The following is a 25,826-nucleotide window of genomic DNA, read 5'->3' on the forward strand; positions in this document are numbered from 1 at the left end:
TCAATAATCCTGAATTTGACCTCCTGCCTACAGTTCCGATATTCGGACGCCAGCTTCTGGTTTCCAGCTTCCGAACTCTGCTTTCTAAGCTGACATACCATCTAGTACTCCGCGTATGTAGCCCGCTGACTCGGCTAGGCCGGGCACTGGATCATCGCCATCCTTTTCGTACTCAATGCCCACTACTCCGGTATAGTTAATGTCTTGTAGGGTTTTCATAAAAGCGGGAATATCCATAATGCCGTGACCAATCTCCAGCGGTTTCCCTTCCGCGCCCCGCTTATCAACATCTTTCAGGTGCACATCGTACAGGCGATCGGCGTACTGCTTGGCTTTCGCCGCCGGATCTTGTCCAATACGAAAAGTGTGGCCAATATCAATGCATAAACCAATACGCTGATCTAAATCTTTAATATGCTCAAATATAGAATCCGGGCTCGGATATACCTTATCGCCCGGTCCGTGGTTGTGAATCGCCAATTTAATGTTAGTATCTTTCACTTTCTCTTCTACCCGCGGTAGTAGCTCGGGATTAGGCACGCCAATAATCACGCTCATTCCGGCAGCTCTGGCGTATGCAAAGGCGTTATCTACCGCTTCAGGCGACTTCATATAAATTACTCCGGCTCCGTAGAGATTTATTCCCGCATCTTTCACCTTTTGAATAGCCTCTTTAATCTGCCCCGGCGAGCTATCCAACGGCAAGTGCATACTCTTCAGGGCAATGTAGCTCAAATGTAACCGCTTAGCCACGGCTAACGCTTCATCCAGGGAAAGCGAACGTAGGGTATAAGAAGCTAACCCTAAGGTGAGTTCCTGCTCTTTGTTACGTTGCGTGGAGGCCACCGCCAAAGAAGAGGCAACTGGTGCAGTAGCCATCGCTGTGCTTAGTCCGAGTAGTTTCAAAAAATCTTTTCGAGAAACTGTAGTGCGTAGGTATTTCATTGTTAGGTTATTGATTAGGCAGTAAAATACAAGATTTCTGATAGAATCAGAACTTTGAGTAAAACAGGATGTGCAGTTGCCTACTGTATTTATTATTCTTTTTTGCGTTTTATGGGTTTTCCTACGTAGGAAGTACTACCTTTGCACTCTTGAAATTTGCCCTTAGCTCTAACAACCTCTTTTCATACTGACTACGCTGCTATCTGCTCAGGGAGTCCTGTCAACTTAACCCCATTTTTCTTTTACTATTATTCACGCAGTTAAGCTACGCATTAACGGTTGCCCTCGTATTTATGAAGAAGTATTTTAATCTGTTTGACCTTTCTCAGAAGGTCGACTATAAAACGGAAATTTTATCGGGTCTGACGGTGGCCCTGGCACTAGTGCCCGAAGCGGTTGCTTTTGCGCTTATTGCGGGGCTGAGCCCTCTTACTGGTCTCTACGCCGCCTTTATGATGGGGCTGGTCACCTCAGTTTTAGGAGGACGCCCCGGTATGATTTCAGGAGCCACTGGTGCCGTGGCGGTGGTGATTGTTGCTCTGGTACAATCGCACGGCCCTGAGTATATTTTTGCCTGCGTTATTTTGGCCGGATTACTGCAAATGGCCGCAGGTTTTCTTCGTTTGGGGAAGCTAATGCGGCTGGTGCCCCACCCTGCTATCTTTGGCTTCGTTAATGGTTTGGCCATTGTTATTTTTATGAGTCAGCTCGTTCAGTTTCAGGATGGTAGCGGTAACTGGATGAGTGGTCGCGACCTCTACGTTTTTGGTAGCTTGGTAGCCTTAGCCATGCTGATTATCTGGGGATTGCCTAAACTGACCAAAGCTATTCCCGCCGCTTTGGTAGCCATTTTATCGGTTTGGGGCATTGTAGTTGCGTTCGGGATTAACACTACCTCAGTAGGCGATATGGCTGGCCCCGGAGGCATTGCGGGTGGGTTTCCTCCCTTCCATATTCCTGCTGTTCCCTTTACGTTGGAGACACTACAGATCATTTTCCCCTACGCCGCTGTTGTGGCAGGAGTCGGTCTTATTGAAAGCCTGTTAACCCTTAATATTATTGATGAGATTACCGAAACCCGAGGTCAGGGTAATCGTGAGGCAGTTGCCCAGGGACTAGCAAATACCCTCTCTGGCTTGTTTAGCGGTATGGGCGGATGCGCCATGATTGGTCAGAGCCTAATTAATATCTCTTCGGGAGCTCGGGCTCGCCTTTCGGGCATTGTAGCTTCGCTGTTACTACTGAGCTTTATTATGTTTGGGTCAAGCCTTATAGAGTTAGTGCCCATGGCTGCCCTCACCGGACTCATGATTATGGTAGCAATCGGTACGTTCGAGTGGGCTAGTTTACGCACTTTCAACAAAATGCCTGCTTCCGATATCTTTGTGATGGTAACGGTAACACTAGTAACCGTATTCTTGCACAACCTGGCCTTAGCCGTAATGGTAGGGGTGATTATCTCCGCCCTAGCGTTTGCCTGGGATAACGCCAAACGAATCCGAGCCCGCAAGCACGTCGATGAAGATGGGGTAAAGCATTACGAAATCTATGGCCCACTATTCTTTGGCTCAGTCACTACGTTTAACTCCAAGTTTGATGTGCTCAACGATCCTGAGGAGATTGTGATTGATTTTGAGGAGAGCCGGGTGGTCGATATGTCGGCCATTGAGGCACTCAATAAGATTACCGAGCGCTACCAAAAGGTTGGTAAGAAGGTACATCTTAAGCACCTTAGTCCCGATTGTAAGAAGCTACTTCGGAATGCTGAAGATATTATTGAAGTAAATGTGCTAGAAGACCCAACCTACAAGCTTGCCGTCGACAAAGTTTGAGTATGACCACGGCAGTATATATTTTAACTGCTGTGATTAGTTAGGTAAGAAATAGGTAGTAGTAAGCGTGAAGACCCGATTGCGGACAATGTTATCATCATCTCCGTTGGGAGCAATGTTGGCTAACCCCAAATCATATGCCAGAGCAAACTGAAGGCCGTTCCACACTACACCCGCAGTAAAAACTAACCCAGCGTCTAGACTGCGAAAATTATCACTATTATCGTTACCCCAATCAATAGATGTATCACCGTTGACACCTAGACCTAACACACCTCCATCGGCAACAATTTGTCCACCTAACCCCAAACTGAAATAGGGACCTAATCCGCCAAAAACATCCATCCCCCCAATATCCATGCGGGCTACTACCGGTATTGGCACATGCAAATACAACGGACGATAGCGAATATGATAATCTACACCAAAATCGCTTCCTTTTATTCTAGTTCCCCTACTGCTAAGAACCAATGCAGGATGTATGGCAATCATATCATCTACAGCAATATTGGCCTCTCCGCCTATCTGCCAACTAAATCGGCTTTTCGTATCAAGCAATAGTCCCCGTTCTACTCGTTGATTAGCCAACCCAAATCCGCCCCTTACTCCTATTCGGACCTCTTGAGCTAACACAGAAGTTCCCAGAAAAATGGCGTAAGCCAATACTATATATTTCTTCATCACTTTAGCTATTTGATTTTAGTATAAAAGTCGATTTCTAAGAAATAAGAATTCGTATGTTACCAATAGTTAGCACTTCTAAAAAAACCGTTGCTACTCCTAGTATTTTTGGGCTTTGATATCTACCAACAAACGGTCGCTGTTGACAGCTTTGGTCTTGATGACACCTTTTCTCCCAGCAGATGTTTCAAACAATACAGTTCCGGGTATGGATGAATTACCAAAGCTATCGTTCATTTCCACAATAGTCAGCCCCGACAGTAGACTATCGTCCGTCATAGCGTCAAAATTGTCCACTGAAATAGATGGAGTTGACTCAAAATTCATCACTTTAGTTTCAGTGGCGTTAGAAACATTGTAACCTTCTGCGGTAGGACTTTCAAAGAAATACATGGTATTACCTAAGCTACCAAAGGCCAGATGTATTATTGAACCATCGGTGCCGTCCATTTCGCTGTCTTTGTAGATCTTCCCAGTCTCAAGAGAGAAAAGCCTCCCATACGTTGCATCTTCGGCATTGAGCCCAAACGCTACATCCGTGTAAGTGATGATTGCATTATGACCAGCAACAGAAACTGTTCCGGTTAGCTCTTCTTCTTCCGTTCCATTACTAACGACCAGCTTTACGGTAAAATCACCGGCTTTATCAAGCGTAAGCGCAGTTGGACTTTCCTCACTTGAAGTAGCTATATTAGCTCCTTCACTAAATGTCCAAGAAAACGTCGATGCCCCGGTTGAATTATTGGTAATCATAACCTGAGCGTTAGGTGCCTCGCCTGTTACTTCAACCGTAAAACCAGCTACCAGTGGCGTTGCTTCTTCTTCTTCAGAACAAGAAAAGAATAGCACGCTTATCGATAATCCTAGGGTAATAAAATTCTTCATGGTTTAAATCGTAATTGGTTTGTGTTGTTTATGCGAAATACGTAGTGCTAAGCAACCCTCTCTTTCACCTTCAACCCGAGTTCTTTAAGTACTTCAGGTTGATCTTCGAAGGCAAAATTGAGAGCTCGGGTGTAGCGACGCATCCAGCGGGTAAGTTCGGCTTCTTTTTGCTTACGTACTTGGGTACTTTGTCGAGCTTCGTCACGTTCTTTATCACGACGGTCGTACGCCTGATATACCGCTTCAATCATAGCTTCGCCTTGGGTCAAACTTTCGGCTTCAATACCATAGGTTTTTAGCAAGGCAGCAATTGTTCTGGCATTAGTGTAGAAAGTTTGTGCTTGCTTAATCCACTTGAGAATATTGTACTCCCGGGCACCGTCTAGTTGCAAAGCCTTATACTGCCCCCGGTCTTCCCCTACTGCCAAACGGGCTACTTGCAAATGATACTTATATACTTTCCAGGCATCTCTCTTGGCTTGGTGTAGCGAATCAGTAGCACTATACTGTTCACCATACTCTTTTTGTTGAGCTACCGAGAGTAGTTGTAATTCATTTCGTAGAGCCAAGCCTTTTCTTAGTTCGGCAGCCGTAAATCCTAGCGGATTAGTTTTTTTCTGCCAATCTTTATTAGCTACCACCCCACCGATCGCTTTTTCTGAGTATCTTAGTAATTGCTCTATTCGCATGACCTTACAATTTTGTGATAAAGGTAACGACTTACTATTAGCCTTACTGTACGCAAATTAAGTGGTAAACTACTGTATGACTTTTTATACGATTTGCTATTTTTTTATCCGCTTACTGTGCTTATAAAGCCCACTATTACGCTAATCCTACATGCTATGCTGAAATAGCTAGCCTTGAACTTAGTCAATACGCCTACTCATTATCAATTTTACGGAGCTTCTTACTTCACCTATTTTTCAATGATGGCTATTGCCAACGGCTTGTTGCTCACTTAATCCATCGTATACATCAGCACCAAATCCTCAGTAGTTACATTTTTCTCAGTTTATGTCAGGTATAAGTGAGTGGGTAGTCAGATTTTTGGTAGATACAGGAGACAAGAAGGAACTAGGGGCTGTATATCTAGTAGTTTTTAATGCCACCCAGTGGCTGGAACTTACTACTAATCGTAGTTTTTGCCATACGACGGCAAGTATTAGCGCTTGCATTGACTAAAATTAGTAGCCAAATGAGCAGCTTTTGTGGCTATCACGGACAGTTTAGCAAACAACTGAACAGTAATAGCCTACCTATCTATTAGTATCTTAATGGTCTAACCCTATTGATATAGCAGGGCGTAGGTAACGTTTTATTTATTACGGAAGCACAGTGTAGCAACACAAAGAGGACAAACTGACTGTACTAATCCAACTCGTTCATGATAAGTTTCTCGGAAGGTTCGGTAAAGATACCGAACCTTTTTATAATTTAGAGGTATTAGAGATATAACCCATTGTTGAATAAGAGAGACTGATGAGTATTACCCGAGAACAAGTACTAAACGCCCTTCGCACTGTAGATGACCCTGACCTAAAGCGCGATTTAGTAACGTTAAATATGATTAAAGACGTTGCCATTGAGGACAACTTGATAAGCTTCACCGTAGAATTAACTACCCCAGCCTGTCCGCTTAAAGAAATTATCCGGCGCGATTGCGAGGCAGCTATTCATAAGCATGTTTCGCCCGACATCGAACTAGACATTAACATGTCGTCGAACGTAACAACCACCCGTCGACAGAACACTCCGCTGCTACCTGAGGTAAAAAACATTATCGCGGTAGCTTCGGGTAAAGGTGGAGTGGGTAAATCTACCGTATCGGCCAACTTGGCGGTCACGCTTGCTCAGATGGGAGCCAAAGTCGGTCTAGTTGATGCGGATATTTTTGGCCCATCGATCCCCACGATGTTTAATGTAGAGTTCGAAAAGCCGCAAGTAAAGCAAGTAGATGGTAAAAATATTATTGTGCCCCTGGAACAGTACGGAGTGAAGCTAATTTCTATTGGCTTTCTGATGAGTGCCGATGAGGCCATTGTGTGGCGCGGGCCCATGGCTAGCAAAGCCTTGCAGCAGTTTCTGAGTGATGTAGAATGGGGAGCTTTGGATTACTTGATTATTGACCTCCCCCCCGGCACCAGCGATATTCATTTAACGTTGGTGCAATCTGTACCAGTAACTGGATCAGTGATTGTTACTACACCTCAGAAAGTGGCTTTGGCAGATGCTCGGAAGGCACTCGCTATGTTTCGCCAGCCGCAAATTAACGTGCCGGTGTTGGGATTGGTAGAAAATATGGCGTACTTCACTCCGGCGGAGTTACCTACCAACAAATATTATATTTTTGGTGAAGCGGGGGGAAGAACATTGGCCGAGAAGAGTGCCATTCCGTTTTTAGGCGAGATTCCGTTGGTACAGAGCATTCGTGAGAGTGGTGACCGAGGGTATCCTGCTGCCATCCAGTCGGAAGAAACTACGGAATGGGAGGCTTTTGCTACTTTAGCGCAGGAGTTTGCCCGACAAGTAGCCATCCGCAATAATAACTTGGATAAGACCAAACCCGTAGAAATGAAAACTTTTAACTAGTTCACAGCTTACAGTCCGCAGTCTACAGAATACAAGGTCAAAACGGCAACTTACTGTAGACAACGGACAGTGGACTAAACGCTAAAACAATGAGCAATCAAACAACATTACTACCCCGCATAGAAAATGCTTTGGATGAAATCCGCCCTTACCTGGAAACGGATGGCGGAAATGTAAAAGTACTGGGAGTAGACGACAATAATGTAGTGCTTCTGGAGCTACTCGGCTCTTGCGGCCACTGCCCTATGTCGGTAATGACCATGAAAGCGGGCATTGAAGAAACCATTAAACGACTGGTTCCCGAAGTAACTGATGTGCAGGCGGTCAATATGACCTCAGCGGATGATCCTAACGCCCAGCTACCGGAGAACTTGCGATAGTTTTTAGCTTACAATCGCACCTACGCAAAGCACGGAAATGTGGTGTAAGCCGATGGTATAGTGGTTTGTAGCCCGACACCATCATCGCGACCATTCCACGACGGCGACAGGAAGCGGTCTAACGCACCAGCGGGTGGGAGTAGTAAAAGAGCGTAAGGCGGCACAATTAGGCAGTAGTGTGGAAGATAGGCGAATGTAGTTCAGTGTAATCAATGGTTGATAGTGTCTTTCTCCGGTTATCGCATCATTTCTAATATTCATCATTCAACGCCAAAGTAGATAGCACTTACGCCATTGAAACCGTATTCAGTACCCATCATTGACATAAGCCCTCTGGTTAATAACCTAGAAAATCCATTGGTTGCCAAGCAAATTAGTGAGGCTTGCCGAGAAGTTGGTTTTTTTTACGTGGTTGGTCATGGTGTTTCCGAAGCGTTGCAGCATCGGCTGGAAAATCTGAGTCAACAGTTTTTTGCTTTATCCGAAGAAACCAAGCTAGAGATTAGGATGTCGAGGGGTGGAAAAGCCTGGCGAGGCTATTTCCCGGTAGGTGATGAGCTTACCTCGGGCAAGCCTGATCTAAAAGAGGGGGTTTATTTTGGTGAGGAATTGAGAAAAGATGATCTTAGAGTTCAAGCGGGGTTGCCGCTGCACGGAGCTAACCTTTTTCCGGAGAGCCTGCCTGCTTTTCGAGAAACCGTGCTAGAGTATATGGATGCCATGACTCAACTTGGGTACACCCTAATGCGGGGTATTTCACTGAGTTTGGGACTAGAAGCAAACTATTTCAGCGAGCATTTTACTAGCAATGCTTTGACGCTTTTCCGTATGTTCCATTATCCTTCATCCACTCCTGCTGAATCTTCTGAAAGCTGGGGTGTAGGAGAACATACTGATTACGGGCTGCTTACTATTTTGAAACAAGATCAAGTTGGTGGACTGCAAGTAAAAACCAAGCAAGGTTGGATCGATGCGCCCCCGGTGGATAATTCATTTGTTTGCAATATTGGGGATATGCTCGACCGAATAACAAGAGGGCTGTATCGCTCTACTCCCCACCGAGTGCTTAATCGTTCGGGTCAAAGTCGCTACTCTTACCCGTTCTTCTTTGATCCTGACTTCGGCGCAAAAATCTTTCCGGCTGATCTTTCCAATATTGAGGTCTCGGACAATCACAATTTGGATCGATGGGATCAGACGAATATTCATGCTTTTGATGGTACCTACGGTGAGTATCTTTTGGCAAAAGTTTCCAAAGTATTTCCGGAGCTTCAACGCGGAGTGATTAATAATCAATGACGATTGATGAGTAATGAACAGCAAGAAAAGTGCAGGGTGCAGGTGAATCTATGTAGTTTGAAAGATGCTATTACCCAATAGCTGAGACTTAGCCTCCGACGACCACATAAAATCATTTAGAACCTTATCGTTGTTGAGGTACGCTTTAGAAAAATACATCCTAACTTTACCGAATGAATAAATTACTACCTCTGCTTTTCGGCTACTTAGCCATTGTTGGTTGCAATCGTTCAACAACCAATGATAAACCGACTACAACAACAGAAGATGACCAATCGCTGGAATCTGAATGGATACCATTATTTAACGGACAAGATGTTGATAATTGGATAGTAAAAATTCATCACTACGAAACAGGAGAAAACTACGGTCGCACCTTTCGGGTAGCAGATAGCATAATTCAGGTGCGCTACGATGAGTACGAGGGGGATTTTAATGATCGCTTTGGTCATTTGTACTACGAGCAGCCCTACTCCCATTTTCATCTGAAACTAGAATACCGATTTGTGGGTGATCTGCATCCGGGAGCCCCAGCGTATACTCTGCGAAATAGTGGAATAATGTTTCACTCCCAAGATCCACGCACCATGCCTAAAGAACAGAACTGGCCCATTTCAGTAGAAATGCAGTTTTTAGGGGGCTTAGGTGACGGCAAACCTCGCCCTACCGGAAATATGTGTTCGCCCGGTACGGAAGTGGTCTATCAAGGGCAGATTGATCCTCGCCATTGTATCAGTTCTTCCTCTGAAACCTACGATGGCGACCAGTGGGTGCGAGCCGAGCTAATTGTCTTGGGTGATTCATTGATAACGCATATCATCAACGGAGATACGGTACTACAGTACACGCAACCTCAGATAGGCGGTGGTGTGGTTGAACGGTTTGATCCGGCTCAGAAACCTGACGGCAAACTACTGACCGAAGGCTACATTGCCCTGCAAAGTGAAGGGCAACCCATTGATTTCCGGAATATTGAGTTACGTAACTTGATGACTAATGACTAATGAGATACGAACATTAATCGTTAATCATTCATCATCACTTCCGGTTGGGTTTTCCAGCGTTCGTGCATCCAGACCCACTGAGTTAGATCCATCCGAATAAGTTTTTCCAGTACGTCGGAGAATCGTTGGGTATTGGTTTGAAGATCAGCTTCTGTGTTGCCGGTTTTAGCAATCTCAATTTCAGGCAGTATGGTGATCTTATGCCGTTCGTTGGGTTGCCGATGAATTGCCATAGGAACCACCGCCGCCTGCGTGCTCTGAGCTAGCCAAGCTGCCCCAATGGGTGTGTAGGTTGGTTTACCAAAGAAGTTGACAAATATTCCTTTGGCCCACTTCACATCCTGATCGATCAGAATAGCCATAACCTCTCCTCGCTTGAGTGCCCGCACTAAAGTCAATACTCCCTCCTGGCTGTAGATAGATTTAGCTCCAAACTGGGTGCGATGTTCAATCAGTAGTTTATCTAAGGTTAGATTTTGAAGCTTTCTTCCCACAATATTGAGCGGATAGCCGTGACTACTGATGTAAGATGCTACCATTTCAAACGCGCCGGAGTGTGGTCCCAACATAATTACGCCTTTGCCCCGCTGGTAGGCTTGCTCAAAGTGCTCTAACCCTTCTACATCAATGATCTTGTCCAGATCAGCCGATGAGCGAAAGGAGCTGGAAATAAAAATATCAGCTACGTTCTTAGCGAGTTTCCGAAAGAGTATTTTACTAAACTGTTGTTTATCAATTGACTTCGCCTCTTCCGTCAGAGCATAATCAAGATGCTCAGCAATCTTTTTTCGTTCATCAGGAAACAAGTAGTAAGCTAGCCGCCCCAGTTGCTCATAAATTCCCAGAACCCACCGACGAGGAAACTTTCCAGCTAGCCAGAGTAAGCTCAGGATGAATCGGTACAGTACCGCGTACTTAATTTTTTTCCGTAGAGGCTTCCTTTGGGTCATGCTCAATACCTTAGTTACGGGACGAATTACGGTAGAATTGAGCTAATTTGCCAGAAACAGAGCTTGTAAAGCACTTATTCAACCTACTGTGGATATGATATACCCCATAACTCATATCGCTTATAAAAGATGACCCGATCTTACTAAACCGGGTCAAAAAGCGTTATTACTTACCTACTTCCAGCGTACTGGGCTTACCCTTACTTAATTGCCTCCTACTCCCCCTCTATTTTTACTCGTTCGTACCCAACGGCACTAATGTACAGGTCATTAGCTTTATCAGCCTCTACACTAAAATTACCGTCCAGATCAGATACGGTTCCGGTGGTAGCTCCGGCTACTACAATGTTCGCACCGGGAAAACCCTTGCCATCTTCAGCATAGATTGTACCTGACCATTTACCATCGGCGTAATCGGCGTTTACAGTAAATGTATTATTTACTACCTTGGCTTCGGCTACCTCTATTATTTCCTGTTTACCAAGATTGTCTCCATTCAGGATAAAAGTGATCGGCATCACCATTCGCACCCGTACCGGTTTCCCTCGCTGCTTTCCGGGTTTAAACGCAGGAGAATTTTCTACGACTCGTACTGCTTCTTGGTCGCAGCCCGCTCCAATTCCTTTAATTACTTGCACATCCGTTAGCGAACCATCTTTCTCTACTACAAACTGAACGAAAACGTGTCCCTCAACGCTCTGCTGCCGGGCTTGGGCAGGATATTTCACTTCGTTGGCTACGTATTGGTAGAAGGCATCCATTCCTCCTACGTACTCGGGCATCTCTTCCACTACCGTAAAGAGTTCACCATCTATCCTCGACATATCAGCCAAGTAGTTAAAGTTGACCCCTTCTTTTTTTAGGGCAAGGTAAATCGTTCTATCAATCTTGTTTACATTCATTGTATGAATGAGTTCGGGGTCAAGATTTTGTAATTTTTCTACGTCAGAAATATCTTTACCCTCAGGCACATCTACTTTCATGAACGATAACTGATCTTTAATTTCCCTCAGACCGGTCTGCATATCAGCCGGCAAATCGTAAAAGGAGATAGCGTTACTTTGGTTACCCATCTCCTTTATTTCCTGATCTAGCTCTTCGCTGCACGCAAATGCGATGAAGAGTAAAGCACCTAGTGCGGATAAGGCTCCCAGCTTCCAGAGGCTTACGTTTTTTGCTTGATTTTTCATTGCTGTTAATCGTTTTTTAATTAAACCATCGTGGAACGAGCTGGCCAAGCTCAGTCCATTTGACTTTAGGGTAGAACTGATCAGTATAGACGAATACTGGTCGATGCTGTACGATTTAAGCGCGTAAGCATCGGCCTGATACTCATGTATTTTTTTAATTTCTTGGGTAGTAAGCCAAGCCGTAGGTAGCCACCAGAAACACACTTTAAATAGTTCGAAGAACAGTACGTCGTAGGTATGCCCCAGCGTAGCGTGGGCTTGCTCATGCTTTAGAATCACATTATAATCCGGCTGATTTTTATTGATGTCAGCATTCAGAAATATCCAGTTGAAGAAGGTGAAGCTCCCTTCAATATCCTGAATTTTACGGATGTAGACCCCATCAAATATTTCGTAGTGGCTTCGGCGTTCTAAGTAGACTATGTAAAGTACGCTACCCAAGAATTTGAGCAGAAAGAACGCGCTAACCATTAGATATCCCCCGATTAATACCTCTGAGTTCCAGATTGACTCATTAGCCGTAGGGATAACGGTGATAGCTTCTAGCGATAAGGCTTCGGCAGGTGCCGCGTAAATTGGTTCTGGGCTGCTAAACAGTTTGGGTAGCTTGAGCAGCGGAATGGTCAGTGCTAAAAGTGTAGAACCTAAGAGGTAAAATCGCAAGGTGGCGTACTGCCGCTCCTTCCGCAGAAAGAACCAGTAGCCTAGCATCAACGCAGAGTGAATAACGGCCAGCTCAAGTAGGTAATTGCTCATGAGTCTTTGGATTTAAGTTCTTGAATCAGTTCTTCCAGCTCGCTCAGACTGAGGTTATCTTCCTTTGTAAAAAACGAAACCATCTGTTGGTACGACCCACTGAAGTATTTCTTAACGAATCCTTTCATGAACGATTTGGTGTACGCCTCTTTAGTGATTAAAGGATAATACTTATGCGACTGACCGTGCGATTCGTGTCCGACAAAGCCTTTCTTTTGTAAGATTCGAACGATGGTAGAAACCGTATTGTAGGCCGGTTTTGGCTCAGGAAACTCGGCAACAACATCCTTTACAAAAGCTGTTTTCAGCTTCCATAGTACCTGCATTACTTCCTCTTCAGCTTTCGTCAATTCTTTCATTACTGTGTATGATTTGCTAACCAAACTAAATAATTAGTTCGAAACTAAGTCTTTAGTTTAGATAATGCAAGAGAATCTAACTAATAATTTAGTTTGCTATGATTACATGCGTTGGAGCCTACTTCGTAAAGTGATTTTTTTGTGTATTTTTGGCGTTATTCAACTTAACCTCCAATACAATGGTGCTTCAACTTGGCAAGCTATGCCCTTTCATCGTTCTATTCATTGTACTAATCTACCCTGCTTACGCTCAAATTGGCGTAGGTGCCACTCCCCCATCCGATGCTGAAGTACTATTCAATGGAAGCAAAAAAATGCTTCACGAAAAATGGACGTACTGGGAAGGCCCTCGCCTATCTGCGGAGCTACCATTGAAGTGGGAAATTATAGAAGACCCCGTTGATGCGGGCTACGTGGTTAACAGTAATGATCCGACAGCCGCCGGTGGCAAGTACGGAGCAGCCGACATCGTTACCAAAAAGAAATATCAGGATTTTCGGTTGCACGTTGAATTCTACATTGCCGACGAAGGTGGAAACAGCGGGGTTTATCTCCAGAACCGCTACGAAATTCAGGTGCTCGATGGCGACTCAACTTCGCACGGTATGGCCACGGTAATTAACGAAACCCCCTCTCCCTACCACGCTTACCGGGGAGTGGGTAAGTGGAATGCCTACGATATTATTTTCCGAGCCGCCCGCTTTGAAAACGGTCAGCGAACTGAAAAGGCAATGGTCACACTCTACTTCAATGGAGAAAAAGTACACGAAAACCAACCGATCACTCAGGTTTGGGGCGGGCCTAACTCGGGAGTTGACGGAGGTAATGATAACGGAAAAGGTATCACCGACACTCCGGGAGGCATTAAACTTCAGGCGGAAGGCCATAATGTACTCTACCGCAACATCTGGATTAAAGAGCTGGAATTAGAAGCAGCCGACACTAATATTTTGTAATTCAGTTGAATACTTGGGCAGAAAATCCGGCTTTTTCCACCGCCTCTACCACATCGTGAGCCGAGCCGCTTTGCATCTCAACCGTTAGAACCTTATCGGGATGATCGGTATCAACTTCCCAGCTTTCAACACTGGTGACTTGGTTGAGATGAGGGGTGACCGCTCGTACGCAGCTACCGCAATTAATATTCGTTTTAAATGTATGTGTTTTCATAATTTTTAGATTTTAGTAGTTCGCAACCGTAGGCTGTTCATGACTACAGAAACTGAACTCAAGGCCATCGCCCCGCCCGCAATCATAGGGTCAAGCAGGAATCCGTTTAGTGGATACAGCACTCCGGCCGCAATAGGTATTCCGATTACGTTATAAACAAACGCCCAGAACAGATTCTGCCGGATACCTCGCACCGTTTTTCGGGATAGGTTCAGCGCTTTAGGAATTGCTTGCAGGTTGGAGGTAGTGATCGTCATCTTGGCTACATCCATCGCTATATCCGAACCCTGTCCCATTGCGATACTTACATCGGCCTGGGCTAATGCCTGAGAGTCGTTGATGCCATCGCCCACCATCGCTACCGTTTTTCCCTGTTGTTGCAGCTTTTCTACAAAATCAGCTTTATCTTCGGGCATTACTTCCGCTTGGTAGTGCGCTATGCCCACTGCATTGGCTACAGCCTGAGCAGCTCCCTCACTATCGCCCGTAAACATGTGTATCGAGATACCTTGATGCTGCAAATTAGCAATAGCCTTTTTAGATGTTTTTTTCACCGTATCGGCAATGGCGATAATAGCTAACACTTGCTCGCTGCTTGCAAAAAATACTACGGTCTTGGCCTGGCTATCCAACACTTTGACTCGAGAGCTTATTTCATTGCTAAGTAAAATAGATAGCTCCTGCATTAGTTTTCGGCTGCCTACCGAGTAGGTTTTTCCGTCGGAAAAAGTTGCCTGCACTCCCCTACCCGTTAAGCTAGTGAAACCGGATAGTTGTGCCAATAGCACTTCTTCTTGCTGGAGCTTTTTAACCACGGCTTCCGCCAGAGGGTGTTCCGATTGAGCTTCTATTGCCAAAAGAATCGACTTGTTTAGTTCTAGTTTATCTTGGTTAGTCCATTGTAAATCAGTCACTACGGGTTTACCTTCGGTGATGGTTCCGGTTTTATCTAACACTACCGCATCTACTTGGTGAGCCAACTCCAGGCTTTCAGCATCTTTAATGAGAATATTATTCTCCGCTCCTCGCCCTACTCCCACCATAATTGCCGTGGGAGTTGCTAACCCTAATGCACAAGGGCAAGCAATAACCAGCACCGAAATGGCGGCCAACAGCGCATGAGTCAGCGCATTTTCGCCGCCAACCAGCATCCAAACAACGAAAGTAACTATTGCAATGCCCAGTACAATCGGCACGAAAATTCCGGCAATTTTGTCGACCAATTTCTGAACCGGAGCTTTGCTACCCTGGGCTTCCCGTACCTGCCGAATGATCTGAGATAACCGGGTTTCGCTACCGATCTTGGTGGCTCGAATACGAAAACTACCTCGTTGATTGATCGTTCCGGCAAAAACCGCTTTACTCGGCAACTTTTCAACCGGTAGTGATTCGCCGGTTAGCATACTTTCGTCTACGAAAGATTCTCCTTGTACAATTACTCCATCTACTGGAATCTTCTCACCCGGTCGGACGACAACAATATCATCTACTACCACCAAAGCGATAGCAATTTCTTCCTCGCGGTTATTACGAATAACCTTTAAGGTTTGCGGTTGCAAGCCTATTAATTTCTTAATAGCGGAAGAAGTATGGGATTTTGCCCGTTCTTCCAGTAGTTTTCCCAGTAAAATAAAGGTGATAATAACTGTAGCGGCCTCGTAGTACACGTGAGGTTCCAGCCCCTGCTGTGTCCAGAATTGAGGAAAAAACGTATTAAATAAGCTGAATAGAAAAGCCACTCCGGTGCTGAGAGCTACCAACGTATCCATATTGGCTTGCTTGCGCCGAGCTTGCTTAAACGCATTAATAAAAAAGCGGCGACCAAACCAAAACAATACCGGAATGCTAAGTGCTAGGGAAAGCCAACGACCGGCTGACCAATCCGAGAAAAACATACCAATAATAAAGACGGGCAACGTAAGTGCCGTAGCTCCTATCGTATCGATCTGGATTTGCCGAAAGTGCTGCCACTGAATATCCTGTTGAATTTCCTCCGCATTTTCTTCAGCAATTATTAGGTCAAAGCCTACTGCCCGAATAGCATTCTGTAGCGCGGAGGGTGAAAGTGATTCTGCGTAGTCTACCTGTACGGAGTGGCTAGCAAAATTTACGCTAGCTGAAGTTACTCCTTCGGTATGATTTAACGTAGATTCCACACTAGCCGCACAGCCAGCACAGCTCATACCTGTAATCGGAAACGTTTTTCGCACCAAAGGATGATTCTTAGCTTGATTTTCTGCCTGTTTATTAGCAATTGTTTCGGTAGTCATGCTTATTTTTCTTGGCCATCTCTACTACTTTCAAGGTAATTAAACCACACAAAGTTCGATAGTTTATCTACGTTAAACAACTATCACCTCAGCGCGTTCATAGCCGTATATGACCGAAATTATTCAAGAATTACAGCGGCAAATTCAGCTACTACGATTGGAAAAAGAAGCTGATTTAGAATATTATCGCCAGAAGGTGCTGCTGGCCAGCCTGGAAGATCGCAAGCGCGACGGAGTCTGCTGGTACCCAGTGGTGGTGGAAAGTCAGCGGTACAGCCTGGGAGAGAAACTTATCATTCGAGTGAGGCGTAGCGATGAATCCACCAAATCTCACGTTTTTACCTCGGGGAAAATCGTAAGTCTGTTTTCAAATCTTTTCAACGACCGCCCCTCGGTATCTGGGGTGGTGAACGATGTACGCAAGCATCATATGACGATCACGTTGAACGTTAGTGAGCTACCCTCCTGGATCAACGAAGGTAATTTAGGGGTGGATTTGCTGTTTGATGAGATGGCTTACCGCGAGATGGAAAAAGCCCTAAAGAAAGTCATTGAAACTAAAGACCCTCGCTTACTAGATTTGCGCTCGGTTCTATTGGGTGAGCAATCGGCTACGTTCACCAAGGATAGCTTAGGAGGGGCAATAGGTTTGCTCAATGAGAGTCAGAATCAGGCATTGCAACGTATTCGGCAGGCGCAAGATGTTGCTGTAGTACACGGGCCGCCCGGCACTGGCAAAACAACCACATTGGTTCAATCAATTATTCAGACGGTACAACTGGAAAAACAAGTGCTGGTATGCGCTCCCAGCAATGCTGCCGTTGATTTATTAACCGAAAAACTGAGTGAACAATCATTAGACGTAGTTCGGCTAGGACATCCGGCTCGGGTAACCGAACAAAACTTAAGTCGCACTATTGATGCTCAAATTGCACAACACGGATACTACAAAGATCTTAAGGCGTTGCGACGGCGCTCCGAGGAAATGCGTAGCCTAGCCCTGAAGTATAAGCGAAATTTTGGTCACTCCGAACGTCAGCAGCGAAAACGACTACTCGGAGAAGCTTCCGGACTGCGGAATGAAGCAGAGCAACTGGAGCATTACATTGTAGCTGATATACTATCCAAATCGCAAGTGATTGCCTGTACGCTGGTCGGTGCGGCCAATAACCTCATCAAGGGGTTTCGCTGCGATACCGTATTTATTGATGAAGCGGCTCAAGCTTTGGAAGCGGCCTGCTGGATTCCTATTCAGAAAGCGCAGCGGGTGATATTTGCGGGGGATCATTACCAACTTCCTCCTACCATTAAATCCTTCGCAGCGGCTCAGCAAGGGTTGAATGTTACTTTATTTGAAAAGTGTATTGATCGGCAAAAGAAATTGGGTAGTCCGGTAGATGCACTCTTACAAATGCAGTACCGAATGCACCAGAAGATTATGCAGTTTTCCAGCCATTATTTCTACGACGATCAATTAAAAGCAGCCAGTTCCGTACAAGACATTACTCTGACTGAAAATCAACCACCGCTCGCTTTTGTGGATACTGCTGGTTGTGGCTTTAATGAGAAAACCGACCCCGAAACACTCAGCACCTTCAATGAAGAGGAAGGACAACTGCTGCTGCGTCACTTGAATGCTCTGGTGGAGGATTTGACTCCGCAATTTTTCTTGGAAAACCAGGTTCGTATCGGAATTATTACCCCCTACAAAGCGCAAGTAAAATTTCTTACCGAGCATTATCTTTCGTATGAATTGCTGTCGGATATTCAGCCGCTTATTACTATTGATACCGTGGATGCTTTTCAGGGAAGAGAGCGAGAAATAATTTACATTAGCCTAGTGCGCTCTAATGCCAAAGGCGAAATCGGCTTTCTTAAAGACATCCGTAGAACCAACGTAGCCATGACTCGAGCCAAGAAAAAGCTAGTAATTTTCGGCGATAGCGCCACTTTAGGAAATCATCCGTTTTACAGCGAGTTATTGGATTACGTACAACAATCCGACGCTTACCAAAGCGCGTTTGAGTACATTTATCCCGGCTAATTGCTCATATCGTATCACCTGAAAGTAAAGAAGGATGATCGGTGGTTTCCTGGAAACAGAGCAATCATGTCGGGGAATGATCTTGCGACGTATCCTGGCTAGAAATTTGATTTTCGGTAAGCGAATCAATAGCCAATTCCCCAATTTCATTGCTTTGAGAAAAATCTTTGGGTAGCGGCAGTTCCTGAAGATTATTGATACCGAAGTACTCCATAAACTTATCAGATGTTCCGTAGAGTAACGGACGCCCGACTGTTTCGTCTTTCCCTTTAATTTCAATCAGCGATTTTTCTAATAGTTTCTGTATAGCGTAATCGCAACCTACTCCTCTTATTTGCTCAATCATTGATTTAGTGATTGGCTGTTTGTAGGCAATTATTGAAAGCGTTTCTAAGGCAGCGGTAGAGAGCCTCTTTTTAGATTGTTGCTTTAACAGAATACTGATGCTGGCTTGGTAAGCGGGTTTCGTCAGAAATTGATACCCTTCGTTAATCTGAACGATATGATAGGAGTAACGTTCATCTTCGTACTCCTTCACTAAGTTCTGAATTTCAGCAAGTACATCTTCTTGCGAAACTTCAGTATCGAACATTTCAGTGAGGCAACCAATAATATCGGCCAGGGAAATAGGGCTATCGGCGCAAAAGATAAGCGCTTCAATATGCTTTTGAAGAAAGTTCAAGGTCAACTAGTTTTACTGCTGTTTTAGTTTGGCTTCAATTGAATGGCGGGTGTGAGGAACTGCCCGAAGCCGCTCCTTAGAAATTAGCTTACCCGTATCAATACAAATACCGTAAGTTCGGTTCTTGATTCTGGCTTTGGCATTCTCTAACTGAATAATAAACTTCTGCTGACGGGCGGCTAATTGGCTTAAACTCTCTTTCTCCAATGTATCGGCGCCGTCTTCTAAAAGCTTAGTGTTCCCTACTGTGGTATCGGTGCCATTATCATGAATTCTACTCAGCGATTGTTTAATATTATCTAACTCTTCCTTGGCTTTCGCTAATTTACCATCAATAATTTCTTCAAACTCCCCTAACTCTTCATCGGAGTATCGTTTCTTTTCGTGTTGTTGCATCATTTTAGGATTTAAATCCGATTGGCAGGCAAAATTAATTCTGCCCGCCAATTCTCAAAGCTTCCCACTGTATATTTTTACAATGGCATCAGCTAGCTTAAAAGTTCGCCAGTGGGTAAAGTATCTCCGAAAAATACCTAGCCAACAGCCACCGGCTTAGGGGCAAAATGCGCTAGCTGCTCCTGGTACAATTGGAATGAAAGCTGGTCATTCAGAATTTCTATATCATCGAAGGTGATGATTGCATCCTTAGCAACGTCTCTCTTCAATTTTACCCCTTCGGTTAACCCGATGGGCAATAAATTTTCGGAACGACTAGCCTCGTAGTTTTCACAAACCCCGTAACTCGTATACCCACCAAAGCCATCTAGCGTATCGCCGGCTTTTAGATTCTGTTTGGCCGCCGTCACCACTTCAACTACTGGCCCGTCTAAAGGTGCCATCACTGCATCGTTGAAATGGAATGTGCGAACAATAGAATTGGGCACTTCAAAAAAGCATAAGTGATAAGGGGTGTAAAAGCTATAAAGAGGCCCCTTCCCTAATTTTAAATAGTTTAAGTAATCTTTAGACAGCGGATCATCAGTAGTGGCGAATACATAAACCCCCGGACCGGGTTTGGGTCCTACCGCATAATCAACAATACCCCCGAGCGACTTCAGCTCATCAATGTCGTATAGCTGAGTTAGTTCATCAACGTGATCGGTTGATCGGAAGGCGTTCATGCCGCGCTTGTTTACCACCATTCCGGTTGCATTAGCTACCGAGGCTTGCTCAAAGGCGATTTTAGTACCATCGGTAAAAGACGTAATCATATTTACATTCTGACCGGCTTTCTTAGCATACTCAGCCATATCATCCGGATTTTTGTGGAAATCCAAAAAGCCTTTAATATTTCCGGCTACTAGCGGATCAAACCCTAACCCCTTCACAAACCGATATAAGTTCATGATAACGCCCGGTTGGTCACCATCACTTCCCGTTAAAATCACACCTGATTGATCGGCATAGTATTTAAGAATAGGGCCTAGCGTAGCATCTAGTTCGGCGTTGAGCAAAACTACTGGCTTATGGTGTTTAACCGCATTTAAGACTGATGAGGCGGCGTAATCAATTGTACCCGTGGCCTCTACAATAATATCAACTCCGTCTGCCTCACAAAGAATAGAGGAATGTTGGCAAACCGCATACTGTTCGTGACTAATTGCATCGCTAAGCTGGCTAGCATTATTTACAATCGCAACATCGGTAATACCGGCTTGGTGGTAGCAGCCTAGTGCTTTGTCTATAGTACGATTGCTAATCGCTACTACTTTCATTCCAGATGTATAACGCTCAATCTGGTTAATTAGCCCTTTAGACATGTAGCCAGCACCAATAATTCCCACCCGGATTGGGTTACCTATATTTTCTCGAAACTGTAAAGCTTTGTCAGTAATGATCATTATGAGAGAAATTTGTTTACAAACGCAAGATACATCATAAATGTAATTTTTTCAAAGAAAATTATAAAAATTAATATAAAATCTATTCAAATGTCTCAAATTGGGAAAATTTCTCTTAAATACTTAGCGTAACGCATAAGTTAGTAGTCATGATTTCCACATATTTTGCAATTTATTAGCCAAATGAGGGTAAATACTACATACCAGTTAGACATCACTCTAAATCACAAATCGTATTGGTGCTACTGTAATACAAAAGCATACGGTTATACCGAAACAGCGACTAACAAGGGTATTTAGCTCTACTTCTCTACAATCGGATGCAAAGAATACTAATCATCTAAAGCATTTTCAGCATACTCCCGAATGGGTATGCCCTCAATCAGCACATCTTTGAGCACTGCTTCGCCTTCTTTAATCATCACCAGCGCATAAGCCTCTGACCCAGTATCCCTTCTTGCATCTCGTTACATCTGCTCAGCCACAGGGGCTTTAAACTCTTCCATATAGTAGCGATTGAAAGGCAAAATAAGTACCAATCCTTTTTCCGCATGTTCAACCACATACTCAACTTGAGTAGCTAAATAATCTTGGTCAGTATTTGGCGGAGATTTTAGCGCGGCAGTAAATTTCGCAAAACCTTCTTCGTCGGTGCTTAATACGGCATACACATCATCGCCCTTCTTCCATTCAGACAAATCTGGTACCGGTACCCGCATTTGCTCAAAGTTGAGGGTAATATATCGGCCTCGAAAAGGATCGTAAGGGTCAATAGGGGCAGTTTTAAACTTATACTCTGTACCATGCGCAATAATCCCTTCCCGATTCAAAATCATCTTAGCCGGAACGTAGAGTTGAACCAGAGCAAGAAGAATGAAGAGCAGCAGTACTGTTTTTCTATTCAGCATGGGCTTTGCGCTTTCTTAGCATTCGGTAATTAGTTAGAAAGAAGCCGATACCGACTAGTACAAACAAGGTACCGCGCAGAATAAAGCTTAGCCGTTCATCGAAGAAGCGACATAGTACCAGCGCAGCAATGATAAGTAAGCCGTAATTCAAAACACCCAAATGATCTTGCCGGGCACCTTTTAAAGTAATAGCTATCCCAATTACTAAAATTAACACGTTTACCAACACTACCGCTACGGGCAAGTATAACCCAATGATGTAAATAAGAATAAATACTGCAAACACCGGGGCAATAGGCAACAGCGTTCTAACAGACTGATATAAGCGACAAATAACAGTATACCATAACCATTTGCCACTGTTCCTAAGCAAATAATCACGGAAAGAGGTAGCAGTAAATCGTGAAAGTAGGTGTAGTTGCTATCGGGGTTGGCCCGATGCAGACGATAGTAATAAGGGACGATAAGTAGCAACAGCAACCAATAAAGGTAGGCCGGTGGGGTGATGTACGACCAGTAACTCATCTGCACAGCATAGTAAGTGCTGCCGATAATATAGAGTAGCGACGTGACCGATGAGCGCAGCAGATATACCAAGGGAAGAGCTAATAACATCCAGGTGAACAAAAAGCTACTCAGATTGCCCGGGATATTATAAATCTGACTGACCAATGAGATACTCCCCCCGATAGCAAAAAACAAAGATACCGCACCTCCTTCCCTCCAGGCAGTCCTATTGTTACGTTTTAGTAAGGTAAATACTCCAATGCCCTGCCCCACTAGTAAAGGGAGAAAGGCAAAAATAGTCTTTACTGAGCGTGGGAATACGTCCCAGTTATGGGCAATAATTAGGATAATACCCAGCCCTACTAAAATTGCTCCCAGTATCCCGAAGACTACAAACAGGCGATTGCCCGATGCATCGGACTTCCGCCGATAATATTGCCGTATCTGGGCTTCGGTATCTGCCGATATTACCTCGGCTTCGCGTAGCTCCTGTAGGTCTTTACGCAAACTCATGGGGCTAAAGTTAATAGAACACGGGTAAAGGTGCCACCTTAATTCTTATTGGTAACGCCCCGAAAGGCAGAACCGTACTGCTGCACTATTCACTAAACCTTCTTAACCTCAATGAAGATCAATATGGTAATCTATGAATATATGACCGCATTTTACGTTATTGGGGCGAACCGAACCAACTAGGGCGTGTAACCGGATGAAAAAAAACAGACTGAATAAACTTATCACTAATACGTGTTCTAAGAAATGGCTCACCAGCCCCTGCTTCATTATTCTTCTTTTTGCACTAGTCGTTATCGGATTTCCTAATCCTGTTGCTGCCCAAATGCAAGTACAACGCCCCCCGGAAAAAACCCGGATGTTGTTTTTGTTGGATGCTTCCGGCAGTATGTTTGCCGAATGGGGCAATAGCCTACGAATGGACGTAGCCAAAAATATGCTTATTGATTTGGTAGATTCGCTGCGGGTAGATAACAAATTAGAACTAGCGCTGCGAGTATACGGCCATCAGTTTCATCGCCGATACCAGAATTGTGAGGATACTAAGTTAGAGATAGGCTTCGCCCAGGGCAACCATAACCGCATTATCGGAAAATTACGGCAGATTCAACCGGCGGGAGTTACTCCAATTGCCTATTCGCTAGAGCAAGCGGCTCGCGATTTTCCGATGGATCCCGACTACCGTAACGTGGTAATTATCCTAACCGATGGCATCGAGTCTTGCGGGGGCGATCCGTGTGCGGTTTCGCTGGCTTTGCAGGAACGACAGATATTTCTGAAACCCTTTGTTATTGGCTTGGGGATTAAAGAAAACTTTGAAAAAGAATTTGCTTGCGTAGGCCAGTACTTCGATGCCAAAAACCAGCAGGAATTCCGGCAGGTGCTGAATAAAATTCTGAAACAATCGCTGGAAACAACCACCGTGAGTGTAGAACTGCTCGATCAGGATAAACGCCCTACCGAAACCAACGTAAACGTTACATTTATCAACAACTTCACCAAGGCGGCTCTTTACGATTTTGTGCATTTCCGAGACCCACGAGGACGCCCCGATTCGGTGATTGTAGATGCGGTACTCTCCTACGATGTAGTGGTGAACACCATTCCTCCGGTAGCCCGGCGCAACGTTACCTTTGAAGGCGGGCAACACAATGTAGTTTCTATTCAGGCTCCACAGGGAACACTTACCCTGAAGCAACCCGGTCATTCAGAATACGCCCAGGGAGTGAATGTGCTCGTCCGAAAAGCCGGAAGTCCCGCTATTATTAATGTCCAGCCCTTCTCTCAGACAGAAAAGTACTTGGTGGGTAAGTACGACCTGGAAGTGCTGACTTTACCCAAAACCTACTTTCGGAACGTATCCATCGCTCAAAGTGAAACCACTGAACTGTCGTTGCCAGGCCCAGGGTTACTGAATGTGAATTTTGTCAAGCAAGGCATCGGCAGTCTGTATCAACTTAATAAGCAAGGCCAGCAACGTTGGATTATGGATTTTGATAATAACCAAACCCGCATCACCACCGCCATTCAACCCGGCAAGTATAAGCTGGTGTTCCGAGCCAAAGATGCATTTGGTAGCAAATATACCGAAGCTAAGGATTTTAGCATAAAAACTGGATCTACGGCAAATATTAAGTTCTTTTAGCAAAGTACCGTTTACTCATAATCACAAATTCTAGTAACTTGGGCGCAATACGTCTACGTTCAAACTTTTGCGCCCCGCTAGCGTTCTGATGCTAAAAATTCAATAATACTCCGTATGCCTGATTCTGATAATACCGATGTAATCATTATCGGTGCTGGCCTCTCTGGCTTGGTTGCCGCTATTACCCTGCAAGAAAGTGGGCGATCTGTAAAGCTGCTGGAAGCAACGGAGCGTCCGGGAGGAAGAATTAAAACGGATGAAGTAGACGGTTACCGACTCGACCGGGGGTTTCAGGTACTGCTAACCCAGTACCCCGAAACACAACGATACCTCAACTACGAAGCCCTCAACTTACGCAAATTTGCTCCGGGGGCTATTGTACTTAATGATGAAGGTTGGCAAGAGATTGTCGATCCCAGTCGGGTTCCCACGGCGGCATTCAAAACGTTATTCGCTAAAGTAGGTTCTCTGGGCGATAAGCTTACTATTCTCAAAACTAAGTTTCGCCTCCAGGGAATGTCGGTCGATGAGATTTTTCAGCAGCCTGAGACCAGCACGTTGGCAGTTATTCAGGATTATGGTTTCAGTGAACGTATGCTCCGCAATTTCTTTCAACCCTTTATGGCCGGAATCTTTCTGGAGGGTGATTTAACCACGTCCCGGCGGGAGTTTGACTTTGTATTTAAAATGTTTTCCGAAGGAGATACAGCGATTCCTGAACTGGGGATGGAAGAAATTCCCAAACAACTGGCCTCCCGTTTGCACCCCGGAACGGTACTTACCAATCGGCGGGTAACTACCATAAACGGACAGACGGTTACTACCGATGATGGTAGCACGCACACCGCCCAACAAATTTTGCTGGCTACTGAGCCCAACGAATTGCTGGCTACGTTTACCTCAGTGAAACCCGCCCAGCCGTATCACTCTACGGTAAACGTATACCTTACTGCAGATCAATCTCCCATTCCCAAGCCTATGCTGGCTCTCAATGCTCGCCCCGATCGGTTGGTTAATAATGTGGTAGTGATGAGTAATGTTTCTTCTGCCTACGCTCCTCTCGGGAAGCATTTGATCTCCGTGTCGATCAACGGGTCGCGATCCGAAACGGATGAGGAACTGACCGAAATTATCAAGAGCGAATTACGAACTTGGTTGGGTACTCAAACCAATGCTTGGCAGCACCTAAAAACCTACCGCATTGACTACGCTCTGCCTAATCAAGATTCCGTTTCGCATAACCTTACCCGAGAGCAATGTAAAGTCAGCAAAGAATTATTTGTTACGGGTGATTATCTACTGAATGGCTCCATCAACGCTGCTATGCGAGCCGGACGCCAAGCCGCGGAGATTATGCTAAGTAGCTAGAAAGT

The 25,826-nt window shown here is 44.9% G+C and carries 24 protein-coding genes; 9 read left to right on the plus strand and 15 right to left on the minus strand.

Annotation, left to right across the window (positions count from 1 at the left end; translation table 11 throughout):
* Positions 1–84: 84 nt before the first annotated feature.
* Positions 85–945 (minus strand): sugar phosphate isomerase/epimerase family protein, encoded by an 861-nt coding sequence (locus P0M28_RS00980; protein ID WP_302207499.1) that lies wholly within the window; start codon positions 943–945, stop codon positions 85–87.
* A gap of 293 nt (positions 946–1,238) precedes the next feature.
* Between P0M28_RS00980 and P0M28_RS00985 the strand changes: the two genes are divergently transcribed.
* Positions 1,239–2,777 carry a SulP family inorganic anion transporter gene (locus P0M28_RS00985; RefSeq protein ID WP_302207500.1) on the plus strand — a complete coding sequence of 513 codons (1,539 nt, stop codon included), beginning with the start codon at positions 1,239–1,241 and terminating at the stop codon, positions 2,775–2,777.
* Between the two features lie 36 nt (positions 2,778–2,813).
* Here P0M28_RS00985 and P0M28_RS00990 read toward each other — a convergent pair whose 3' ends face one another.
* From P0M28_RS00990 to P0M28_RS01000, 3 genes are all read right to left on the minus strand, one after another.
* Positions 2,814–3,458 carry a porin family protein gene (locus P0M28_RS00990; RefSeq protein WP_302207501.1) on the minus strand — a complete coding sequence of 215 codons (645 nt, stop codon included), beginning with the start codon at positions 3,456–3,458 and terminating at the stop codon, positions 2,814–2,816.
* A gap of 99 nt (positions 3,459–3,557) precedes the next feature.
* The gene (locus tag P0M28_RS00995; protein WP_302207502.1) at positions 3,558–4,343 is read right to left on the minus strand and encodes a PKD domain-containing protein; all 786 of its coding nucleotides are present in this window, start codon (positions 4,341–4,343) and stop codon (positions 3,558–3,560) included.
* Positions 4,344–4,390: 47 nt separating this feature from the next.
* A complete protein-coding gene (locus P0M28_RS01000; RefSeq protein WP_302207503.1) occupies positions 4,391–5,032 on the minus strand; it encodes a PQLLE family protein in 642 nt (213 codons plus the stop codon).
* A gap of 793 nt (positions 5,033–5,825) precedes the next feature.
* On the opposite strand from P0M28_RS01000, the gene P0M28_RS01005 reads away from it, so the two are divergent.
* The 4 genes from P0M28_RS01005 to P0M28_RS01020 all read left to right on the plus strand — a co-directional run bounded on the left by P0M28_RS01005 (position 5,826) and on the right by P0M28_RS01020 (position 9,618).
* Positions 5,826–6,935 (plus strand): Mrp/NBP35 family ATP-binding protein, encoded by a 1,110-nt coding sequence (locus tag P0M28_RS01005; protein ID WP_302207504.1) that lies wholly within the window; start codon positions 5,826–5,828, stop codon positions 6,933–6,935.
* Between the two features lie 89 nt (positions 6,936–7,024).
* Positions 7,025–7,315 (plus strand): NifU family protein, encoded by a 291-nt coding sequence (locus P0M28_RS01010; protein ID WP_302207505.1) that lies wholly within the window; start codon positions 7,025–7,027, stop codon positions 7,313–7,315.
* Positions 7,316–7,609: 294 nt separating this feature from the next.
* On the plus strand, positions 7,610–8,614 hold the full coding sequence (locus P0M28_RS01015; protein WP_302207506.1) for an isopenicillin N synthase family dioxygenase: 1,005 nt from the start codon (positions 7,610–7,612) through the stop codon (positions 8,612–8,614).
* A 173-nt stretch (positions 8,615–8,787) separates the two neighbouring features.
* Positions 8,788–9,618, plus strand: a complete 831-nt coding sequence (locus tag P0M28_RS01020; RefSeq protein WP_302207507.1) for a 3-keto-disaccharide hydrolase — start codon at positions 8,788–8,790, stop codon at positions 9,616–9,618.
* 20 nt (positions 9,619–9,638) lie between these two features.
* Here the strand turns inward: P0M28_RS01020 and P0M28_RS01025 are convergent, their stop codons facing one another.
* The 3 genes from P0M28_RS01025 to P0M28_RS01035 all read right to left on the minus strand — a co-directional run bounded on the left by P0M28_RS01025 (position 9,639) and on the right by P0M28_RS01035 (position 12,873).
* Entirely contained in the window at positions 9,639–10,568 is a 930-nt protein-coding gene (locus P0M28_RS01025; RefSeq protein ID WP_302207509.1) for a lysophospholipid acyltransferase family protein, read from the minus strand.
* Between the two features lie 215 nt (positions 10,569–10,783).
* A complete protein-coding gene (locus tag P0M28_RS01030) occupies positions 10,784–12,514 on the minus strand; it encodes a TonB family protein (protein WP_302207511.1) in 1,731 nt (576 codons plus the stop codon).
* Complete coding sequence (locus P0M28_RS01035; protein WP_302207512.1) at positions 12,511–12,873, minus strand: BlaI/MecI/CopY family transcriptional regulator; 363 nt, start codon at positions 12,871–12,873, stop codon at positions 12,511–12,513. Before P0M28_RS01035 ends, P0M28_RS01030 begins: the two co-directional genes overlap by 4 nt.
* 179 nt (positions 12,874–13,052) lie before the next feature.
* On the opposite strand from P0M28_RS01035, the gene P0M28_RS01040 reads away from it, so the two are divergent.
* A complete protein-coding gene (locus tag P0M28_RS01040) occupies positions 13,053–13,829 on the plus strand; it encodes a 3-keto-disaccharide hydrolase (protein WP_302207515.1) in 777 nt (258 codons plus the stop codon).
* Position 13,830: 1 nt separating this feature from the next.
* Here the strand turns inward: P0M28_RS01040 and P0M28_RS01045 are convergent, their stop codons facing one another.
* Positions 13,831–14,043, minus strand: a complete 213-nt coding sequence (locus P0M28_RS01045) for a heavy-metal-associated domain-containing protein (protein ID WP_302207517.1) — start codon at positions 14,041–14,043, stop codon at positions 13,831–13,833.
* 5 nt (positions 14,044–14,048) lie between these two features.
* Complete coding sequence (locus P0M28_RS01050; protein WP_302207519.1) at positions 14,049–16,313, minus strand: heavy metal translocating P-type ATPase; 2,265 nt, start codon at positions 16,311–16,313, stop codon at positions 14,049–14,051.
* A gap of 109 nt (positions 16,314–16,422) precedes the next feature.
* Here P0M28_RS01050 and P0M28_RS01055 point away from each other — a divergent pair, with 109 nt between their 5' ends.
* On the plus strand, positions 16,423–18,357 hold the full coding sequence (locus P0M28_RS01055) for an AAA domain-containing protein (RefSeq protein WP_302207520.1): 1,935 nt from the start codon (positions 16,423–16,425) through the stop codon (positions 18,355–18,357).
* 64 nt (positions 18,358–18,421) lie between these two features.
* Here the strand turns inward: P0M28_RS01055 and scpB are convergent, their stop codons facing one another.
* The 6 genes from scpB to P0M28_RS01085 form a co-directional block, all read right to left on the minus strand.
* The gene (gene scpB, locus P0M28_RS01060; RefSeq protein ID WP_302207521.1) at positions 18,422–19,039 is read right to left on the minus strand and encodes an SMC-Scp complex subunit ScpB; all 618 of its coding nucleotides are present in this window, start codon (positions 19,037–19,039) and stop codon (positions 18,422–18,424) included.
* A gap of 12 nt (positions 19,040–19,051) precedes the next feature.
* Positions 19,052–19,435: a TraR/DksA family transcriptional regulator gene (locus P0M28_RS01065; RefSeq protein WP_302210958.1), complete on the minus strand. Its 384-nt coding sequence runs from the start codon at positions 19,433–19,435 to the stop codon at positions 19,052–19,054.
* Positions 19,436–19,572: 137 nt separating this feature from the next.
* Positions 19,573–20,880, minus strand: coding sequence for an NAD(P)H-dependent oxidoreductase (locus P0M28_RS01070; protein ID WP_302207522.1), 1,308 nt, complete (start codon positions 20,878–20,880; stop codon positions 19,573–19,575).
* Positions 20,881–21,347: 467 nt separating this feature from the next.
* Positions 21,348–21,788, minus strand: coding sequence for a GDYXXLXY domain-containing protein (locus tag P0M28_RS01075; protein ID WP_302207523.1), 441 nt, complete (start codon positions 21,786–21,788; stop codon positions 21,348–21,350).
* Complete coding sequence (locus P0M28_RS01080; protein ID WP_302207524.1) at positions 21,778–22,005, minus strand: hypothetical protein; 228 nt, start codon at positions 22,003–22,005, stop codon at positions 21,778–21,780. The genes P0M28_RS01075 and P0M28_RS01080 overlap by 11 nt, the downstream gene beginning before the upstream one ends.
* 17 nt (positions 22,006–22,022) lie before the next feature.
* Entirely contained in the window at positions 22,023–22,808 is a 786-nt protein-coding gene (locus P0M28_RS01085) for a DUF2157 domain-containing protein (RefSeq protein WP_302207525.1), read from the minus strand.
* A gap of 196 nt (positions 22,809–23,004) precedes the next feature.
* On the opposite strand from P0M28_RS01085, the gene P0M28_RS01090 reads away from it, so the two are divergent.
* Positions 23,005–24,453, plus strand: a complete 1,449-nt coding sequence (locus P0M28_RS01090) for a vWA domain-containing protein (RefSeq protein WP_302207527.1) — start codon at positions 23,005–23,007, stop codon at positions 24,451–24,453.
* Positions 24,454–24,567: 114 nt separating this feature from the next.
* The gene (locus P0M28_RS01095) at positions 24,568–25,821 is read left to right on the plus strand and encodes a protoporphyrinogen/coproporphyrinogen oxidase (RefSeq protein ID WP_302207529.1); all 1,254 of its coding nucleotides are present in this window, start codon (positions 24,568–24,570) and stop codon (positions 25,819–25,821) included.
* Positions 25,822–25,826 lie beyond the last annotated feature (5 nt).

Source organism: Tunicatimonas pelagia (assembly GCF_030506325.1).
In the GTDB taxonomy this organism is placed as follows: Bacteria; Bacteroidota; Bacteroidia; order Cytophagales; family Cyclobacteriaceae; genus Tunicatimonas; species Tunicatimonas pelagia.

What these genes read in the sequence shown, in the direction of transcription:
- P0M28_RS01045 (WP_302207517.1), bottom strand. Translation starts at nt 14,043, where the DNA reads ATGAAAACACATACATTTAAAACGAATATTAATTGCGGTAGCTGCGTA.
- P0M28_RS01085 (WP_302207525.1), bottom strand. Translation starts at nt 22,808, where the DNA reads ATGAGTTTGCGTAAAGACCTACAGGAGCTACGCGAAGCCGAGGTAATA.
- P0M28_RS00995 (WP_302207502.1), bottom strand. Translation starts at nt 4,343, where the DNA reads ATGAAGAATTTTATTACCCTAGGATTATCGATAAGCGTGCTATTCTTT.
- P0M28_RS01030 (WP_302207511.1), bottom strand. Translation starts at nt 12,514, where the DNA reads ATGAGCAATTACCTACTTGAGCTGGCCGTTATTCACTCTGCGTTGATG.
- P0M28_RS00985 (WP_302207500.1), top strand. Translation starts at nt 1,239, where the DNA reads ATGAAGAAGTATTTTAATCTGTTTGACCTTTCTCAGAAGGTCGACTAT.
- P0M28_RS01090 (WP_302207527.1), top strand. Translation starts at nt 23,005, where the DNA reads ATGAAAAAAAACAGACTGAATAAACTTATCACTAATACGTGTTCTAAG.
- P0M28_RS01050 (WP_302207519.1), bottom strand. Translation starts at nt 16,313, where the DNA reads ATGACTACCGAAACAATTGCTAATAAACAGGCAGAAAATCAAGCTAAG.
- P0M28_RS01065 (WP_302210958.1), bottom strand. Translation starts at nt 19,435, where the DNA reads ATGCAACAACACGAAAAGAAACGATACTCCGATGAAGAGTTAGGGGAG.
- P0M28_RS01025 (WP_302207509.1), bottom strand. Translation starts at nt 10,568, where the DNA reads ATGACCCAAAGGAAGCCTCTACGGAAAAAAATTAAGTACGCGGTACTG.
- P0M28_RS01055 (WP_302207520.1), top strand. Translation starts at nt 16,423, where the DNA reads ATGACCGAAATTATTCAAGAATTACAGCGGCAAATTCAGCTACTACGA.
- P0M28_RS01095 (WP_302207529.1), top strand. Translation starts at nt 24,568, where the DNA reads ATGCCTGATTCTGATAATACCGATGTAATCATTATCGGTGCTGGCCTC.
- P0M28_RS01020 (WP_302207507.1), top strand. Translation starts at nt 8,788, where the DNA reads ATGAATAAATTACTACCTCTGCTTTTCGGCTACTTAGCCATTGTTGGT.
- P0M28_RS01035 (WP_302207512.1), bottom strand. Translation starts at nt 12,873, where the DNA reads ATGAAAGAATTGACGAAAGCTGAAGAGGAAGTAATGCAGGTACTATGG.
- P0M28_RS01070 (WP_302207522.1), bottom strand. Translation starts at nt 20,880, where the DNA reads ATGATCATTACTGACAAAGCTTTACAGTTTCGAGAAAATATAGGTAAC.
- P0M28_RS01000 (WP_302207503.1), bottom strand. Translation starts at nt 5,032, where the DNA reads ATGCGAATAGAGCAATTACTAAGATACTCAGAAAAAGCGATCGGTGGG.
- P0M28_RS01040 (WP_302207515.1), top strand. Translation starts at nt 13,053, where the DNA reads ATGGTGCTTCAACTTGGCAAGCTATGCCCTTTCATCGTTCTATTCATT.
- P0M28_RS00980 (WP_302207499.1), bottom strand. Translation starts at nt 945, where the DNA reads ATGAAATACCTACGCACTACAGTTTCTCGAAAAGATTTTTTGAAACTA.
- P0M28_RS00990 (WP_302207501.1), bottom strand. Translation starts at nt 3,458, where the DNA reads ATGAAGAAATATATAGTATTGGCTTACGCCATTTTTCTGGGAACTTCT.
- P0M28_RS01010 (WP_302207505.1), top strand. Translation starts at nt 7,025, where the DNA reads ATGAGCAATCAAACAACATTACTACCCCGCATAGAAAATGCTTTGGAT.
- P0M28_RS01005 (WP_302207504.1), top strand. Translation starts at nt 5,826, where the DNA reads ATGAGTATTACCCGAGAACAAGTACTAAACGCCCTTCGCACTGTAGAT.
- P0M28_RS01075 (WP_302207523.1), bottom strand. Translation starts at nt 21,788, where the DNA reads ATGCTGAATAGAAAAACAGTACTGCTGCTCTTCATTCTTCTTGCTCTG.